Source organism: Mesorhizobium sp. W016 (assembly GCF_054719485.1).
Window position 1 is genome coordinate 2,427,477 of record NZ_JBTTIF010000002.1, and the last position, 15,932, is coordinate 2,443,408.

Below are 15,932 nucleotides of genomic sequence, written 5' to 3' on the forward strand. Positions count from 1 at the left end.
CCAATGGTCTTCGCCGGACAATGCCCTATCGATCCGCCACCTGCCAGCGCGGATTGATCCAGGGTTCCTGGTTGGAGGGCGCCAGCGGCGTGCGGCCGAGAATGTGGTCGGAGGCCTTTTCGCCGGTCATGATCGAGGGCGCGTTGAGATTGCCATTGGTGACGCGCGGAAAGATCGAGGAGTCGGCAACCCGCAACCCGTCGATGCCGATGACGCGGCACTCCGGATCGACGACGCTCGTGATGTCATCGGCCCGACCCATCTTGCAGGTGCCGCACGGGTGATAGGCGCTCTCGGCATGATCCCGGATGAAGGCGTCGAGATCCTCGTCCGACTGGACATGCGAACCCGGCGAGATTTCCTTGCCGCGGAAGCCGTCAAAAGCCTTCTGGCCGAAGATCTCGCGAGTTAGCCTGATGCAGTGGCGGAACTCGGCCCAGTCGTCTGGATGCGACATGTAATTGAAGCGGATCACCGGTGCCGCTTTCGGGTCGGGAGAGCGCAGCGTTACCGAGCCGCGCGACTTCGACCGCATCGGCCCCACATGGGCCTGGAAGCCATGCGCCTTCGCCGCCGCCTTGCCGTCATAGCGCACCGCAGCCGGGATGAAGTGATACTGGATGTCGGGGTAGTCGACGCCGGCCTGCGAGCGCACGAAGGCCGCGGCCTCGAAATGGTTGGTGGCGCCGAGGCCGGTCTTGAAGAACAGCCACTGCGCCCCGATCAGCGCCTTGGAGAATGGGTTGAGAACCGAATTCAGCGTGATCGGCTGGGTCGATTCCTGCTGGATGTAGAGCTCCATATGATCCTGCAGATTGCGGCCGACACCGGGCCGGTCGGCCACGACCTGGATGCCGTTCTCCTTGAGATGCGCGGCCGGGCCGATACCGGACAGCATCAGGATCTTGGGCGAATTGATCGATGATGCGGCAACGATCACCTCACGTCGCGCCTTAACGACCTGAATCTGTTTGTGAGCTTCGATCTCGACGCCGACAGCGCGCTGATTCTCGATGATCACACGACGGGCGAAGCCTTTGATCGCGCTGACATTTTGCCGCTTGAGCGCCGGCTTCAGATAGGCTGACGCCGCCGACCAGCGGCGGCCGCCGCGAATGGTTTGCTCCATCGGTCCGAAGCCTTCCTGCTTCGAACCGTTATAGTCGTCGGTCAATTCAAAACCCGCCTGACGGCCGGCTTCGACAAAGGCGCCGTAGAGCGGATTCTTTCGCAGGCCGCGCTGGACGTGCAGCGGGCCGCCGTGGCCGCGCCAGCCGTCCTCGCCGCCGTCACTGTCCTCCATGCGCTTGAAATAGGGCAGCACGTCGGCGAAGCCCCAGCCGGCGGCCCCCTGTTCGGCCCAGTGGTCGAAGTCGCGTGCGTGGCCCCTGACATAGACCATGCCGTTGATCGAGGACGAGCCGCCGATCACCTTGCCGCGTGGCGTCGCCAGCACGCGGCCGCCGAGATGCGGCTCCGGTTCGCTGGCAAAGCCCCAGTCGTAAAGGCTCATGTTGAGCGGGATCGACAGCGCCGACGGCATCTGGATCAGCGGCCCGATATCGGTGCCGCCGAACTCGATGACGATCACCGAATGCTTGCCGTCTTCCGACAGCCGGTAGGCCATGGCCGAGCCGGCCGAGCCGGAGCCGATGATGACGAAGTCTGCTTCAAGCATGGTTCACATGCGCCCATCGTTCATATGCGAAATAAAATCGGCGAGCGAGACATTGCCGCCGGTAGCCACAACCAGGACCGCTTTACCCGTCACATCCACCTTGCCGCCGAGCAGCGCCGCCAGAGAGGCGGCGCCCGATGGCTCGAGCACCAGCTTCATCCGTTCGAAGGCGATCTTCATTGCCCGCCGCACGGAGGCATCATCGACGGTGATGCCGCGCACGCCGGCGGTCTTGACCGCCGCAAACGGCGCGTCGCCCGGCCGCCGCGACATCAGCCCGTCGCAGATCGACTTCGGCGCGATCGGCATGGTCTCGATGGCGCCATGCGCTAGCGATGAACCCATGCCGTTGAAGCCTTCCGGTTCGACGCCGATGATCTCGGTTGCCGGCGACAGATAGTGGAAGGCGAGCGAGACGCCGCCGATCAGCCCACCACCGCCGACCGAGCAGAACAGAAGGTCGGCACTGGCGTCCTTTGCCTCGAGTTGTTCGAGCGCTTCGAGCCCGGCGCCGGCCTGGCCGGCAACGATCTCCGGATCGTCGAATGGATGCAGCAACGCCAGCCCTTCGGTCTCGGCAATCTCGCGGGCCTTGGCGGCTGCGACCTCTTCACGGGCGCGCTCGCCATGATCTGTCAGCACGACGCGCGCGCCATAGCCTGCGGTCGCATCGCGCTTGGCGGCCGGCGCGTCGATCGGCATGACGATGGTGACGGGAATGCCGAGCGCCTGGCCGGCAGCCGCCAACCCTTGCGCGAAATTGCCGGAGGAGTAGGCGACGACGCCTTTTATGGCCTCATCCGGCGACAGCCGCTTCAACCGCCAATAGGCCCCGCGCACCTTGAACGATCCCGCCCATTGCAGCGATTCCGGTTTGATGAAGACGCGGGCCGCACCCGTCTCCTTGGCCAAGGCTGTCGATTCCAGCAAAGGCGTGATCTGCGTCGCCTTCGACGTCACGGCATAGGCCTGTCTGAGGTGCTCGAGGGAGGGGACAATTGTCATCATTCGCCTCGCGGAAAGCGTTTCTGTTCCTCGAGATTGTCGAGGTTCATGTGGTTGCGCATGTAGCGTTCCGACGCCTTCTGCAGCGGCTGGAACTCCCAGGGGTAATGCGTGCCGTTGCGCAGCGCGGGATAAACCACCCAGCGCCGCGCCTGGCTGACGCGCACCGCGGCATCGAATGCCGCCATGTCCCAGCGCGCTCGCACGGCTCCCGTGAAGGCCGCCACCAGATCGGCATGCGCCGGATCGGTGGCACGATTGGTGCGTTCTTGCGGATCGGCTTCGAGATCGAACAGAAGCGGCGGATCGATCTCGCAATGGATGAATTTATAGCGGCCGTCGCGGATCGCCACCAACGGCGCGTTGGAGCCTTCGGCGGCATACTCCATCAGAACTGGAGCATCGCGTTTCGTGCCCTCGAGCAGCGGCAGCAGCGACTGGCCGTCGGTCCACGGCGCGATCGCCGAGATGTCGATGCCGGCGAGATCGCACAATGTCGGCGTCACGTCGAGATTGGAAACCGGCGCGTCGATCAGCCCCGCGGCAACGCCCTTGCCGGCGATCATCAGCGGCACCCGTGCCGAGCCCTCGAAAAAGTTCATCTTGAACCACAGGCCGCGCTCGCCAAGCATATCGCCATGGTCGGAGCAGAACAGGATGACCGTGTCGTCCAGCATGCGCGTACGTTCCAGCACCGACATCAGCTCGCCGACCTTGTCGTCGAGATAGGAGATGTTGGCGTAGTAGCCGCGCCGCGAGCGGCGGATCTGCTCCGGCGTGATGTTGAAACTGTCGTAGTCGCTGGCCCGGTAAAGCCGTTGCGAATGCGGGTCCTGATGGGCATAGGGGATGAATCCCACCTCCGGCTCAAGCGCCGGACAGTCTTCATAGAATCCCCAATATTGCCGCCGTGCGACATAGGGGTCGTGCGGGTGGGTGAAGGAAACCGTCAGGCACCAGGGCCGGCTGGCCTCGTCCTCGGAGGTGCGGGCAAGATCGTAGAGTTTTTGCACCGCGTGGAAGGCGACCTCGTCGTCATACTCCATCTGGTTGGTGATCTCGGCGATGCCGGCGCCTGTCACCGAACCCAGATTGTGATACCACCAGTCGATGCGCTCGCCAGGCTTGCGGTAATCCGGCGTCCAGCCGAAATCGGCGGGATAGATGTCGGTGGTCAGCCGCTCCTCGAAACCGTGCAACTGGTCCGGCCCGACGAAATGCATCTTGCCCGACAGGCAGGTGTAGTAGCCGGCGCTGCGCAGATGATGCGCATAGGTCGGGATCGAGGAAGCGAATTCGGCGGCGTTGTCATAGACCTGGGTGCGCGACGGCAATTGCCCGCTCATGAAAGCGGCGCGGCCCGGCGCGCAAAGCGGCGAGGCCGTGTAGTTGTTGCCGAAGCGCGCCGAGCGTGCGGCCAGCGCCTTGAGATGCGGCACATGCAGGAAGTCCGCCGGCCCGTCCGCAAACAGCGTGCCGTTGAGCTGATCGACCATGACGATCAGGATGTTGGGTCGCCTTGATATCACTGAGGCTGTCACTGTGTCTGTCGCCCGCCGAGTTTGATTTCGAGATAATCTTCGACCAGCGCGATCGCGGTTTGAGCATCCGGCACGCCGTCCTTCAGCGCGCGCCTGATGTACAGCCCGTCAATCATCGCCGCGACCGCTTCCGCCGCGCGGTCGGCTTCGTTGCGCGGCAGTATGCCGATCAGTCCGCTCATCAGGTTGGAATGCAGCCGCCGCGCATAGACCCTGAGCAGCCGGCGCAAGGCCGATGATTTCTGGGCCTCGACATAAAAGGCGAGCCAGGCCGCGATGGTTTCCGGCCGGAACTGGATGTCGGAGAAGTTGACGGCGACCACCGCCGAGACGCGTTCGCGCGGCGAGCCGGCGGATTGCAGGGCGCGCCGCATGTCGATGGTCAGCTCGGCCAGTATGTGCCGCATCGTTGCCAGCAGCAGTTCGTCCTTGGCGCCGAAATAGTGGTGGGCCAGGGCCGACGACACGCCCGCCCGTCCGGCGATCTCCGACATGGTCACATCAAGCGAGCCGCGCTCGCCGATCGCCGAGATCGTCGCGTCGATGAGCGCCTTGCGGCGCAACGGTTCCATTCCGACCTTCGGCATTGGGGAGATCCAGATCAAAACAGAGATTATTTTTTATTGACGGATCAATCAATAAAAAACTCGCGCTCGGATCAACCGATCATGTTGCCCTGGCCCATCCTTTGGACTGGAAAACGGTTCACTGTTGAACAATATTAGAGGCTGATGCCGCGCTATGACATGTTAGGCTTGCGGCGAACGGAGGTTGCCATGACCGCATGCATCGTCGGCTGGGCGCATTCGCGCTTCGGCAAGCTTGAAGGCGAGACGCTCGAGGGCCTGATCACAAAGGTCGCGGTCGACGCGCTCGACCATGCCGGCATTGGCCCGGATGAGGTCGACGAGATCGTGCTCGGCCATTTCAACGCCGGCTTCTCCCCTCAGGATTTTACCGCCAGCCTGGTGCTGCAGGCCGATGACCGGCTGCGCTTCAAGCCGGCGACGCGGGTCGAGAACGCCTGCGCCACGGGTTCGGCAGCGGTCCGCCAAGGCATCCGCGCCATCGACGCCAATGCCGCCCGCATCGTGCTGGTGGTCGGTGCCGAGCAGATGACGACGACCCCCGGCCCCGAGATCGGCAAGAACCTGCTCAAGGCTTCCTATCTGCCGGAGGAGGGCGACACGCCGGCCGGTTTCGCTGGCGTCTTCGGCAAGATCGCGCAGGCCTATTTCCAGCGTTATGGCGACCAGTCGGACGCGCTGGCGATGATCGCCGCCAAGAACCACAAGAACGGCGTCGACAATCCGTACGCGCAGATGCGCAAGGATTTCGGTTACGAATTCTGCCGCCAGGAAAGCGAGAAGAACCCCTTCGTCGCCGGTCCGCTGAAGCGCACCGATTGCTCCCTGGTTTCCGATGGCGCCGCCGCTCTTGTGCTCACCGACACCTCGACGGCGCTGAAGATGCGCCGCGCCGTCGCCTTCCGCGCCAACGAGCATGTCCAGGATTTCCTGCCGATGTCGAAGCGCGACATCCTGTCTTTCGAAGGCTGCGCGCAGGCCTGGAACCAGGCTTTGAAGAAGGCCGGCGTGACGCTCGACGACCTCTCCTTCGTCGAGACGCATGACTGCTTCACCATTGCCGAACTCATCGAATATGAGGCGATGGGCCTGGCCAAGCCGGGCGAGGGCGCCAGGCTGGCGCTGGACGGCACGACGGCAAAAGACGGCAGGCTCCCGGTCAATCCTTCGGGCGGGCTGAAGGCCAAGGGCCATCCGATCGGCGCCACCGGTGTGTCGATGCATGTGCTGACCGCCATGCAGTTGACCGGCGAAGCAGACGGCATCCAGGTGCCGGACGCAAAGCTTGGCGGCATCTTCAACATGGGTGGCGCTGCCGTCGCCAACTACGTTTCCATCCTCGACCGGATCAGGTAGAAGCGGCCCGTATATTTCGGGGTGGTGATGACAAATCCGGTTCTGGTCGAGGTCTTGCGCGGCGCGATCGTCGAGAGCGCCCATCGCGGCGCTGTCGCAATCTTCGACGGTGACGGCAAGCCTGTCCTGGAGATCGGCGATACGGCGCGGCCGGTGTTTCCGCGCTCGGCGGTCAAGGCGATCCAGGCGCTGCCGCTGGTTGAAACGGGTGCTGCCGATGCGTACGGCTTGGGCGACCGCGAACTGGCGCTGGCCTGCGCTTCGCATTCGGGCGAACCCGCGCATGTCGAACTGGCGCAGGCGATGCTGGCCAAGGCCGGGCTCGACAAGTCGGCGCTGGAATGCGGCGCGCATTGGCCGTCGAGCCACGACGCGACGATCGCACTGGCCCGCACAGGCGTCTCGCCGAACGCACTGCACAACAATTGCTCGGGCAAGCATTCCGGATTTCTCTGCACCTGCGTGCACTCAGGGATTGCCCACCAAGGCTACGTCAAGGCAGGCCATGGTTTGCAGGAGATGGTGCGCGACGCCATGCAGGCGGTGACCGGCGCTGCCCACGATGCGGATCACCGGGCAACCGATGGCTGCTCGATCCCCACCTATGCCGTGCCGCTGAAAAGTTTTGCCCTTGGCTTTGCCCGCATGGCGACGGGCAGGAGCTTTGGCCCTGAGCGCGCCAAGGCGGCCAAACGCCTGCTGTCTGCCTGTATGGCCGAGCCTTACCTGGTCGCCGGCACCGGCAAAGTGGATGTGGCGCTGATGCAGGCCGCGCCCGGCCGCATATTCGTCAAGACGGGCGCCGAGGGTGTCTATTGCGCTGCCGTTCCGGAGCTTGGCCTCGGCATCGCGCTAAAATGTGATGACGGCGCCGGCCGCGCCGCCGAGGTGATGATTGCCACTGTGCTGGCAAAACTTCTCAGCGCCGACGGCGCACTGGCGGCGAACCTTCTGGAGCGGGCCAATCCGCCGATCGAAAGCCGCATCGGTGCCAAGGTCGGCTCGCTGCGGCCGACGACGGCGCTCAGCTGACCCTGTTTCGCTCGACCGTCAGATGCGCATAGCCGCTTACGCTTGACCGCGCGAGGTCGCCGGTCGCCGGTTCGGCCCAGCGCTGGCCGATGATGGCGCCGTTCTTGGCGCCGTCGATGACGTTGTCGGAAATGATGGCGTTTCCAGCGCCTTCTACCACAGTGACGGCGATGCCGGTTCCGGCCTGACGGATGATGTTTCCCGTAGCCACAACATTGCGCATATAAGCGCCCCAGCCGATCTGCATGCCGTAGAGCGGCGCGTTCTCGATGACATTGCCCGAGACGGTGGTGTCGGCCTCGACGCTGATACCGACGCCGAAGCCCGGCGCGTCGGCGGGGTAGGGGCCGGTGGTCGAGAGGTTGCGCACGATGTTGTTTGAGCAGACACCCATACGGCCGCCGTCGTTGAAATTGACGATCGAGATGCCGTTAGCGGCACCATCGACGATGTTGTTGCCGATGATGGCGCCTTCGAAGGAGAATTCGGAATAGAGCGCGGTTTCGCCCGACCGCGAGCAGGTGTTGCCGGTCATCTGCAGATTGCTGGAACTGTTGGCGCGGATCGCCGAGAAGGCGCAGTCCGAGACGATGTTGCCGGTGACCGAGACATTGCCGGCACGGAATGCGTTGATGCCATTGCCGTTCTGCCCGGTGCCGCCGCTGCGCGCGCCGATCCGCTGCACGCGGTTGCCGCTGACGATCGTGCCGTCCTCGGCCTGCTGCCAGCGATGGACAAGAATGCCGCCATTGCCGCAGTCGGATACGGCATTATCGGATATCGCCAGGCCAGCGGCCTCGACGGAGTAGATGCCGGCGTCCGCAGCCCCCGAAATCTCGGAGCGCTCGACGCGGCCCGACGCATGCTCCAGCGCCAGCCCATGCTTGCCGCTGCCGGTGATCGTGCAATTGTCGATGACGAGATGGGCGACGCGGCGCAGGTCGAGCAGGCCTTGCGCATCGTCGGCCAACCCGCCGTTGGCGCCGTCGAAGACCAATGCGGTGAACTCTATATGCTCGGCCTGTTCGGCCGTCAGCAAATGGCCATTGCCGCCATAGAGGATGCGCGAGGCGCCCGGCACGCCCGAAAGCCTGACGCGGGCGGGCAGGGTCAGGTTGGACACGACATAGGTGCCCGGCGGCAGGAACACCGGCGCATTGCGCTGGCTTGCCTCGGCTAGCATCCTGGCGAAGGCCTTGCTCTGGTCGTCCGGTGCGTCCGGCTCCACGCCAAGCTCGGCGGCATTGATCGAGCCAAGCGCTGCCGTCTTCGCCAAGGCGTTGTCCAGCGAAACGCCGAGCACCGCAAAGCCGACAGTCCCCTTGAGAAGCGTTCGTCTGTTCAACATCGGCACAGATCCCTGCGATGAAATGGTTCTTCGCAGGAATTGGGCCAGCCGCATAGGTCTCCGCTCGGCGATAGTCCGACCAATGACCGGGTCCGCCAAGTGGCTTGTACAGTCGCCGAAGCGGGCCTAAGTTTATCCGATGAGCAGGGCTTTCACCCGCGAGGAAGACAGCGAAAACGCCATTGCCGGCATCGGCGAGCGGCCGATCAGCCAACACCGCAATCTGGTGACGGAGCGCGGCCTGGCGATGATCGAGGACAATCTGGCCGATCTGCGCGACATTTTGGCGAAAGCCGAGCGAAAAGCCGATCGCGAGCGCATTGCCGTCGTCTCGCGCGACCTGCGCTACTGGACAGCGCGCCGCGAAAGCGCCGAGCTTTCCGTGCCGGAACCGGGCAGCGACCAGGTGCGCTTCGGCATGGGTGTCACGCTGGAAAGCGATGACGGCAAGAAAGTGCACTGGAAGATCGTCGGCGAGGACGAGGCCGACCCCTCAAAGGGCAGCATCTCACACGTCTCGCCAATGGCCGTGGCGCTGTTCGGCAAGAAGGTCGGCGACGTCGCAAGCGTCAACGGCAAGGAATGGGAAATTGTCAAGCTGTCGGACGCCTGACGCCAGCTCACCCTATTTGCACAGCCAGCTTTCGCAACGCGGGCTCATACTTGTCCATGACATCGCGAGCAGCACGTATTTGCCGTTCGACGTCGTCACACGGCACCGGCCTTAGGATGATGCCGTCGTGGTATCGATGATCTGGAGTTCATCGCCCACTTGCAGGCTCAAGCTGTCGAGCGTTTCCCGCGGCAGGATTACAACGCCCGATCCGTCCTCAAGTCCGTGAATGATGGTGTTCATAGCTATACCATAGGTTGCGCCCGATATTGTAACGCAACTTTGATAAGCAGTGCAACTGTTTCAATCAGCTCGCCAGCAGCCGGTCCAGCAACCGATCCGCAGCCTCCGGGATAACCGTCCCTGGCGGGAAGATTTCCGCGGCACCCGCTTCCAGCACTGCGCCGTAATCCTGCGGCGGGATGACGCCGCCGACGACGATCAGCATGTCGGGGTGGCCGAGTTTCTTCAGCGCATCGCGCAATTCGGGGATCAGTGTCAGGTGCCCGGCCGCCAGCGACGAGGCGCCGATGATATGGACGTCCTGCGCCACCGCCAGCCTGGCGATCTCGTCGGGTGTCTGGAACATCGCGCCGACCGTCACGTCGAAGCCGAGATCGGCGAAGGCCGTGGCGATCACCTTCTGGCCACGGTCGTGGCCGTCCTGTCCCATCTTTGCGACCAGGATGCGCGGCTTGCCGCCGGACTTCTTCTCGAAAGCTTCGAGCTTCTCCAGCAATCGGCCGACCGTCAGATTGTCGCCAAGCGCATTGCGATAAACGCCGGAGATCGTTTGCACCGAGGCGACGTGACGGCCAAAGACCTTTTCCAGCGCCAGCGAGATCTCGCCGACCGTGGCATAGGCGCGCGCGGCGCGGATGGCAAATTCCAGCAGGTTTCCGTTACCCTGCGCAGCGCGGGTCAGCGCATCGAGCGCGCTCTCGACCGCGCCGACATTGCGCGTGCCTTTGAGGTTCTGCAGCTTCGACAACTGTCGGGCCCTGACCTCGGCATTGTCGATCTTCAGCACGTCGACCTCGATGTCGTTCTCGGGGCGATGCGCGTTTACGCCAACCAGTATCTGCTCGCCGGAATCGATACGCGCCTGCGTGCGCGCCGCCGCTTCCTCGATGCGCAGTTTTGGAATGCCCTGTTCGGTTGCCGCCGCCATGCCGCCAAGCGCCTCGACCTCTTCGATATGGGCGAGCGCACGCGCCGCCAGATCATGCGTCAGCCGTTCGACATACGCCGAGCCGCCCCATGGATCGATGATGCGGGTGGTGCCGGATTCCTTCTGCAGGATCAACTGCGTGTTGCGGGCGATGCGCGCCGAGTGGTCGGTCGGCAGCGCCATCGCCTCGTCGAACGAGTTGGTGTGCAGCGACTGGGTATGTCCCTGCGTCGCCGCCATCGCCTCGATCATGGTGCGGGTGATGTTGTTGTAGGGGTCCTGCGCCGTCAGCGACCAGCCGGAGGTCTGGCAATGGGTGCGCAGCGACAGCGAGCGTTCATCCTTCGGTGCAAAATTCTTCTGCATCAGGGTCGCCCACAACATGCGCGCCGCGCGGAGCTTGGCGATCTCCATGAAGAAGTTCATGCCGATCGCCCAGAAGAAGGAAAGCCGCGGGGCGAAACGGTCGATGTCGAGCCCGGCGGCGACGCCGGCGCGGGCATATTCGATGCCGTCGGCGATGGTGTAGGCGAGCTCCAGGTCCGCGGTCGCGCCGGCCTCCTGCATGTGATAGCCGGAGATCGAGATCGAATTGAACTTCGGCATGTGCTGGGAGGTATAGGAGAAGATGTCAGACACGATCCGCATCGAGGGCTTCGGCGGATAGATGTAGGTGTTGCGGACCATGAACTCTTTCAGAATGTCGTTCTGAATGGTGCCGGCGAGATCCTTCTGCGCGACGCCCTGTTCTTCGGCCGCAACGATATAGAGCGCCATGATCGGCAGCACCGCGCCATTCATGGTCATCGACACCGTCATTTCGTCGAGCGGGATGCCGTCGAACAATTGCCGCATGTCGAGGATGGAATCGATGGCCACGCCCGCCATGCCGACATCGCCTGATACACGCGGATGGTCGCTGTCATAGCCGCGATGTGTGGGCAGATCGAAAGCGACCGAAAGGCCCTTTTGGCCGGCGGCGAGATTGCGCCGGTAGAAGGCGTTGGATTCCTCGGCCGTCGAGAAGCCGGCATATTGCCGGATCGTCCACGGCTGCTGGACATACATGGTCGGGTAGGGACCGCGCACGAAGGGCGGCATTCCCGGATAGGTGTCGAGATGCGGCAGCCCCTTGAGATCGCCCTGGCTGTAGAGATGCTTGACGGCAATACCTTCCGGCGTCAGCCGCTGGCCCTTGACCTCGACCGGCGCGCGCCGTGGCGCCGACCAGCCAATGTGGCTGAAATCCGGGATCACTGTGCGGCTCCGATTGCCTGGTCGATGCGGACCGGAAACAGCGCCTCGCACACCGCCACGCCCTCTGTGAAAGGCGGCCGCCGCTCAGCCGCCAGCGTCTCGACCGGGGCATCGTTTTTCAGCGGGTAAAGCGTGGTGCCGATGATTGCCCGTTCACCCGACCGGTAGGCCTCGGCGCGGCGCTCGGATGCTGCCTTGACGCGCTTCTGGATATGCCCTTGCTGCAGGCTTGCCAGAACGCCGCCTTCCGCTTCGATCCGCTGGAACTCTTCCCACGCCGCTTCGCACAGGCCCAGGGTCAGCGCCTCGACTGCGCCCGACCCAAATGCTGGGTCGGCGACATGGTCGATATGGCTTTCATTGGCCATGATCAACTGCGCATTGCGGGCGATGCGGCGGGCAAAGCCGGCCGGCAGCCCGAGGGCGATGGTGTGTGGCAGGATGGAGATCGAGTCCGCGCCGCCTGCTGCCGCTGCAAAGCTGGCGATGGTGGTGCGCAGGATGTTGGTTTCGGGATCCGCCGCCGTCATCATGCGGAACGACGTCTCGGCATGGATGTTGGCTGTCGATGCCGGGATGGAACAGGTTTCCTGGATGCGCGCCCACAGCCTGCGCAAGGCCCGGACCTTGGCCATCGACAGGAACTGGTCCTGGTCGACGCTCAGCGCAAAGCCGATATGGGGAGCGGCATAGACAAGCGGCTGGCGCGCATCCTCGAACATCCTGAGGTAGGACACGGCGGAAGCGAGCATGGTGCCGAGTTCCTGCGCCTCCGTGGCGCCGGCATTGTGGAACACCCGCCCGTCGGCCTCCAGCAGCACACCCGGCACGCCCAGCGAGAAGAAATGCGCCAGCGATTGCGGCATCGATGCCTGCAACGCCTCGATCGACATGCGCAGCCGGCCGGTTCCGGCAAAGATTGCCGCCGGGTCGATGCCGAAGGAGAGGTTCAGCTTTGCCGGGTCGGAGCGGCGCTTGCTCAGGAACGCCACCAGCCAGTCGGCGACGGCACGGCTCCAGGGATGGGCGTCGATGCGGATCTGCGTGCGGTTGAGCGGTACGCCATCCAGCACCGTTTCCAGCGCCTGCGCCGTCCTCGGCAGGCCATAGCCGAACGCATTCGGAGCACCCTCGAAGACAAGCGACAATCCCGTCGCGCCTTGTGCCACATCGTCCAGGGCCTGCGTCTTGGCGCGGCCGATATCGGGATCGTCAATGCGCTGGCTGACAATCCAGGGCAATTTGGGGTTGGCGCGCACAAGCGGCTCGGCGCCGCCGGCGCGATCGTAGAGCGGTTCGATGCGAATCTGATCGTCGGTATGCGAGACCAGTTTTTCCTCGAAGGAGGCGCCGGCGAGCGCCTTTTCGGCCAAGGCCAGCCAACGCTGGCGCTCGACGTCAGCGGGTTCGATGCTCCTGGTCAAGGCTCCGGCGCCCATCCATGCTCCTCGTTTTTATGCGGCCGCACCAACCTCAGCGGTCCAGTCTACGGTTCCCTGCCCGATATCGCAATGCAATGCGCCTGCGACGGCTGGATTCGATGTCTTGGATATAGGGCAGCCTGCGTGGACGAACCATGAACGATTGCCAAACAGCGGCAAAATCCGCAAGTTCCAAAAACCGATTTGGAGGATCGGTTCAATTTAGACGATTGGCCCAATCTGGATGAATAGCCAACTGGATGGATAGCCCAATTGGAGAATAGCATTGTCGCTGCGCAATGGCCCGACTATACCCTGCGGCAAGGCCACAGGCTTTTAACACATCGGTTTGCGGAGACATGGCCATATGGCTGACGACACCAGCATTTTCCTCGGCGCCAGCCGCAAGCCCGACGACAGCTATCAGCGCGCCGAACAGCTCTTGCTGCAATATGGCAACCGCCATGGCCTGATCACCGGCGCCACCGGCACCGGCAAGACGGTTAGCCTGCAGATCCTGGCCGAGGGGTTTTCCAATGCCGGTGTGCCTGTGTTCTGCGCCGATATCAAGGGCGACCTGTCCGGCATCGCCATGATGGGCAAGGCGCAGGATTTCCTGGTCAAGCGGGCCGAGCAGGTCAAGCTCGACCCTTACGACTTCCAGGAATTCCCGGTCATCTTCTGGGATCTGTTCGGCGAGCAGGGTCACCCGATCCGCGCCACCGTCTCGGAAATGGGGCCGCTGCTTCTGTCGCGGCTGATGAACCTCTCCGAAGCGCAGGAAGGCATCATGAACATCGCCTTCCGCATCGCCGATGAGGATGGCCTGCTGCTGCTCGACATGAAGGATCTGCAGGCGCTGCTGGCCAACATCGCAGCGCGCGCCGACGAGATCAGTTCGCGCTACGGCAATGTCACCAAGCCGTCGGTCGGCGCAATCCAGCGCACGCTTCTCGTGCTGGAACAGCAGGGTGCGGCGCATTTCTTCGGCGAACCGGCTTTGCGCATCGCCGACATCATGCGCACTACCCGCGACGGCCGCGGCGCCATCAGCGTGCTCGCTGCCGACAGGCTAATGATGAACCCCAGGCTCTACGCCACCTTCCTGCTCTGGCTGATGTCGGAGCTGTTCGAGGAATTGCCCGAGGTCGGCGATCCCGACAGGCCGAAGCTGGTGTTCTTCTTCGACGAGGCGCATCTGCTTTTCGACGAGGCGCCGAAGGTGCTGATCGACCGCGTCGAGCAGGTGGTTCGCTTGATCCGCTCCAAGGGCGTCGGCGTCTATTTCGTTACGCAGAACCCCTTGGATATCCCTGAAAAGGTTCTCGCCCAGCTCGGCAACCGTGTGCAGCACGCGCTGCGCGCCTATACGCCGCGTGAGCAGCAGGCGGTCAAGACCGCCGCCGACACCTTCCGGCCCAATCCCAATTTCGACTGCGCCACCGCCATCACCCAGCTCGGCACCGGCGAGGCGCTGGTCTCGACGCTGGAGGTCAAGGGCGTGCCGTCCATGGTGCAGCGGACATTGATCCGGCCGCCGTCGTCCAGGCTTGGCCCGATCACGGCGGACGAGCGCCGCAAGCTGATCGACCAGAGCCCGGTCGCCGGCCAGTACGACCAGACCATCGACCGCGAATCGGCCTTCGAGATGCTGCAGAAGAAAGCCAGGGATGCGCAGGACGAGCAGGCGCAGCAGGCCGACAGCGGGCGCTCGCGCTGGACCATTCCGGGCTTCGGCAATGACGATCCGCCGCCGCAGCAATCAGGCGGTCGCCGGCCCCCTGCGCCAAGGCCGTCCAACCGCCAGACGGTTGCCGAAGCCGCGATCAAAGCGGTGGTGCGCTCGGTCGGCTCGTCGGTCGGCCGCGCGATCGTGCGCGGGATTCTGGGCAGCCTGTCCAGGGGGCGGTAAAAGGCATCAGCCCGCAAGAATGCCGCATGGCGGGCACCTAACCGAAACGGTTGCTCGGTCGGCCTCGTTCTCCCGGCCGGAGCGCAAAAACGCCGCCCTCGTTCGGATGCGCGTCAAGGTGCTCCGCCGTCATCGTGAAGCGCGCCGAGGTGACGAACAGCGTATCGAGTTTGGCGCCGCCAAAGGCGCAGCTTGTCGGCCAGGAGCAGGGTAGTTCGACGATCCGATCCAGTAGGCCGTCCTGCGCGATGCGAGCAAGGCAGCTGCCGCCGACGACCCGGCAGTTCCAGATGTAGCCTTCGGCGTCCATGCAGGAGCCGTCGGGCAGGCCCCGCTCGAAGGCCCCGAAAAACCGGCGCCGGTGTTCAAGCCGCCATGCGGTCCTGTCCCAAGCATAGCTGTAGAGTTCGTTCTTCATTGTGTCGGCGGTGATGAAGCGACCGTCCGGTGTCCATGCCATGGTGTTGGTGATGCCAAAGCGGTCGTCGGACAGGCGCGTCACGCGGCCGTCGGGAGCAACCCGAAACAGCTGCCCGGCCTCCTGCGCGATGGCGACGGGCGTATCATCCGGTCCGATGTTGTTGGCCATCGTGCCGACCCAGAATGACCCATCGGGCGCGATGACGCCTTCATTCAGCCGGATGTCGGGTCTGTCCGGCTCGATCGTCGCAATCGTTCGGAACTTCCCGCCGAAGTCCCACAAGGCAATCTCGTTCCTGAGGCCGACAATGGCGCCGCCATCGGTGCGCAGCCCGATCGAGGTGACCAGATCGGGTGTCTCCCAGGACTCGTGAACTGAGGTCAGCGGATCCAGTCTGTGGATCCTGCGGCCGATAATGTCGATCCAGACCAGCCGGTCGCAGCGGTCGTCCCAGATCAGGCTCTCGCCGACGACATCACGCGCATCGAAGAGCAGGCCAGCGTTCATATCGTCCATGCGGTTCCTCCAGACCAGCGCATCCAGAACACGCTTGACATATATCTTTCGGATGAATTATCAGCAACTGAATA

Annotated in this window: 13 protein-coding genes; 4 read left to right on the forward strand and 9 right to left on the reverse strand. The window is 63.8% G+C overall.

Annotation, left to right across the window (positions count from 1 at the left end):
• Positions 1-25: 25 nt before the first annotated feature.
• From betA to betI, 4 genes are read right to left on the reverse strand one after another with little or no spacing between them, the layout of a single operon-like run.
• Positions 26-1,678: a choline dehydrogenase gene (gene betA / locus ACYG9V_RS12020; protein ID WP_352763028.1), complete on the reverse strand. Its 1,653-nt coding sequence runs from the start codon at positions 1,676-1,678 to the stop codon at positions 26-28.
• 3 nt (positions 1,679-1,681) lie between these two features.
• Entirely contained in the window at positions 1,682-2,686 is a 1,005-nt protein-coding gene (locus ACYG9V_RS12025; RefSeq protein WP_352763026.1) for a threonine/serine dehydratase, read from the reverse strand.
• A complete protein-coding gene (gene betC, locus ACYG9V_RS12030; protein ID WP_352763087.1) occupies positions 2,683-4,212 on the reverse strand; it encodes a choline-sulfatase in 1,530 nt (509 codons plus the stop codon). The genes ACYG9V_RS12025 and betC overlap by 4 nt, the downstream gene beginning before the upstream one ends.
• A gap of 8 nt (positions 4,213-4,220) precedes the next feature.
• Positions 4,221-4,811 carry a choline-binding transcriptional repressor BetI gene (gene betI, locus ACYG9V_RS12035; protein ID WP_023670745.1) on the reverse strand — a complete coding sequence of 197 codons (591 nt, stop codon included), beginning with the start codon at positions 4,809-4,811 and terminating at the stop codon, positions 4,221-4,223.
• Positions 4,812-5,000: 189 nt separating this feature from the next.
• On the opposite strand from betI, the gene ACYG9V_RS12040 reads away from it, so the two are divergent.
• Positions 5,001-6,167 carry an acetyl-CoA acetyltransferase gene (locus ACYG9V_RS12040; protein ID WP_023670746.1) on the forward strand — a complete coding sequence of 389 codons (1,167 nt, stop codon included), beginning with the start codon at positions 5,001-5,003 and terminating at the stop codon, positions 6,165-6,167.
• Between the two features lie 27 nt (positions 6,168-6,194).
• On the forward strand, positions 6,195-7,199 hold the full coding sequence (locus ACYG9V_RS12045) for an asparaginase (RefSeq protein ID WP_023731008.1): 1,005 nt from the start codon (positions 6,195-6,197) through the stop codon (positions 7,197-7,199).
• Here ACYG9V_RS12045 and ACYG9V_RS12050 read toward each other — a convergent pair.
• Positions 7,192-8,547, reverse strand: a complete 1,356-nt coding sequence (locus tag ACYG9V_RS12050) for a TIGR03808 family TAT-translocated repetitive protein (RefSeq protein WP_023805731.1) — start codon at positions 8,545-8,547, stop codon at positions 7,192-7,194. The genes ACYG9V_RS12045 and ACYG9V_RS12050 overlap by 8 nt on opposite strands.
• A gap of 139 nt (positions 8,548-8,686) precedes the next feature.
• Here ACYG9V_RS12050 and greA point away from each other — a divergent pair, with 139 nt between their 5' ends.
• A complete protein-coding gene (greA, locus tag ACYG9V_RS12055; RefSeq protein WP_023670749.1) occupies positions 8,687-9,160 on the forward strand; it encodes a transcription elongation factor GreA in 474 nt (157 codons plus the stop codon).
• A gap of 111 nt (positions 9,161-9,271) precedes the next feature.
• On the opposite strand, the gene ACYG9V_RS12060 is transcribed toward greA, so the two are convergent.
• The 3 genes from ACYG9V_RS12060 to ACYG9V_RS12070 all read right to left on the reverse strand — a co-directional run bounded on the left by ACYG9V_RS12060 (position 9,272) and on the right by ACYG9V_RS12070 (position 13,027).
• Complete coding sequence (locus ACYG9V_RS12060; RefSeq protein WP_352763024.1) at positions 9,272-9,403, reverse strand: AbrB/MazE/SpoVT family DNA-binding domain-containing protein; 132 nt, start codon at positions 9,401-9,403, stop codon at positions 9,272-9,274.
• Positions 9,404-9,467: 64 nt separating this feature from the next.
• Entirely contained in the window at positions 9,468-11,588 is a 2,121-nt protein-coding gene (gene scpA, locus ACYG9V_RS12065) for a methylmalonyl-CoA mutase (RefSeq protein WP_352763022.1), read from the reverse strand.
• Entirely contained in the window at positions 11,585-13,027 is a 1,443-nt protein-coding gene (locus tag ACYG9V_RS12070) for a methylmalonyl-CoA mutase subunit beta (protein WP_352763020.1), read from the reverse strand. The genes scpA and ACYG9V_RS12070 overlap by 4 nt, the downstream gene beginning before the upstream one ends.
• Positions 13,028-13,376: 349 nt before the next feature.
• On the opposite strand from ACYG9V_RS12070, the gene ACYG9V_RS12075 reads away from it, so the two are divergent.
• Positions 13,377-14,921, forward strand: coding sequence for a helicase HerA-like C-terminal domain-containing protein (locus ACYG9V_RS12075; protein ID WP_023732049.1), 1,545 nt, complete (start codon positions 13,377-13,379; stop codon positions 14,919-14,921).
• Between the two features lie 37 nt (positions 14,922-14,958).
• On the opposite strand, the gene ACYG9V_RS12080 is transcribed toward ACYG9V_RS12075, so the two are convergent.
• Positions 14,959-15,858 carry an SMP-30/gluconolactonase/LRE family protein gene (locus ACYG9V_RS12080; protein WP_023732048.1) on the reverse strand — a complete coding sequence of 300 codons (900 nt, stop codon included), beginning with the start codon at positions 15,856-15,858 and terminating at the stop codon, positions 14,959-14,961.
• Between the last annotated feature and the right edge of the window lie 74 nt (positions 15,859-15,932).

Bases quoted from the DNA above. Each gene is read 5' to 3' on its own strand.
- betA (WP_352763028.1), bottom strand. From the start codon at position 1,678: ATGCTTGAAGCAGACTTCGTCATCATCGGCTCCGGCTCGGCCGGCTCG.
- ACYG9V_RS12025 (WP_352763026.1), bottom strand. From the start codon at position 2,686: ATGATGACAATTGTCCCCTCCCTCGAGCACCTCAGACAGGCCTATGCC.
- betI (WP_023670745.1), bottom strand. From the start codon at position 4,811: ATGCCGAAGGTCGGAATGGAACCGTTGCGCCGCAAGGCGCTCATCGAC.
- ACYG9V_RS12040 (WP_023670746.1), top strand. From the start codon at position 5,001: ATGACCGCATGCATCGTCGGCTGGGCGCATTCGCGCTTCGGCAAGCTT.
- ACYG9V_RS12045 (WP_023731008.1), top strand. From the start codon at position 6,195: ATGACAAATCCGGTTCTGGTCGAGGTCTTGCGCGGCGCGATCGTCGAG.
- ACYG9V_RS12050 (WP_023805731.1), bottom strand. From the start codon at position 8,547: ATGTTGAACAGACGAACGCTTCTCAAGGGGACTGTCGGCTTTGCGGTG.
- greA (WP_023670749.1), top strand. From the start codon at position 8,687: ATGAGCAGGGCTTTCACCCGCGAGGAAGACAGCGAAAACGCCATTGCC.
- ACYG9V_RS12060 (WP_352763024.1), bottom strand. From the start codon at position 9,403: ATGAACACCATCATTCACGGACTTGAGGACGGATCGGGCGTTGTAATC.
- ACYG9V_RS12070 (WP_352763020.1), bottom strand. From the start codon at position 13,027: ATGGGCGCCGGAGCCTTGACCAGGAGCATCGAACCCGCTGACGTCGAG.
- ACYG9V_RS12075 (WP_023732049.1), top strand. From the start codon at position 13,377: ATGGCTGACGACACCAGCATTTTCCTCGGCGCCAGCCGCAAGCCCGAC.
- ACYG9V_RS12080 (WP_023732048.1), bottom strand. From the start codon at position 15,858: ATGGACGATATGAACGCTGGCCTGCTCTTCGATGCGCGTGATGTCGTC.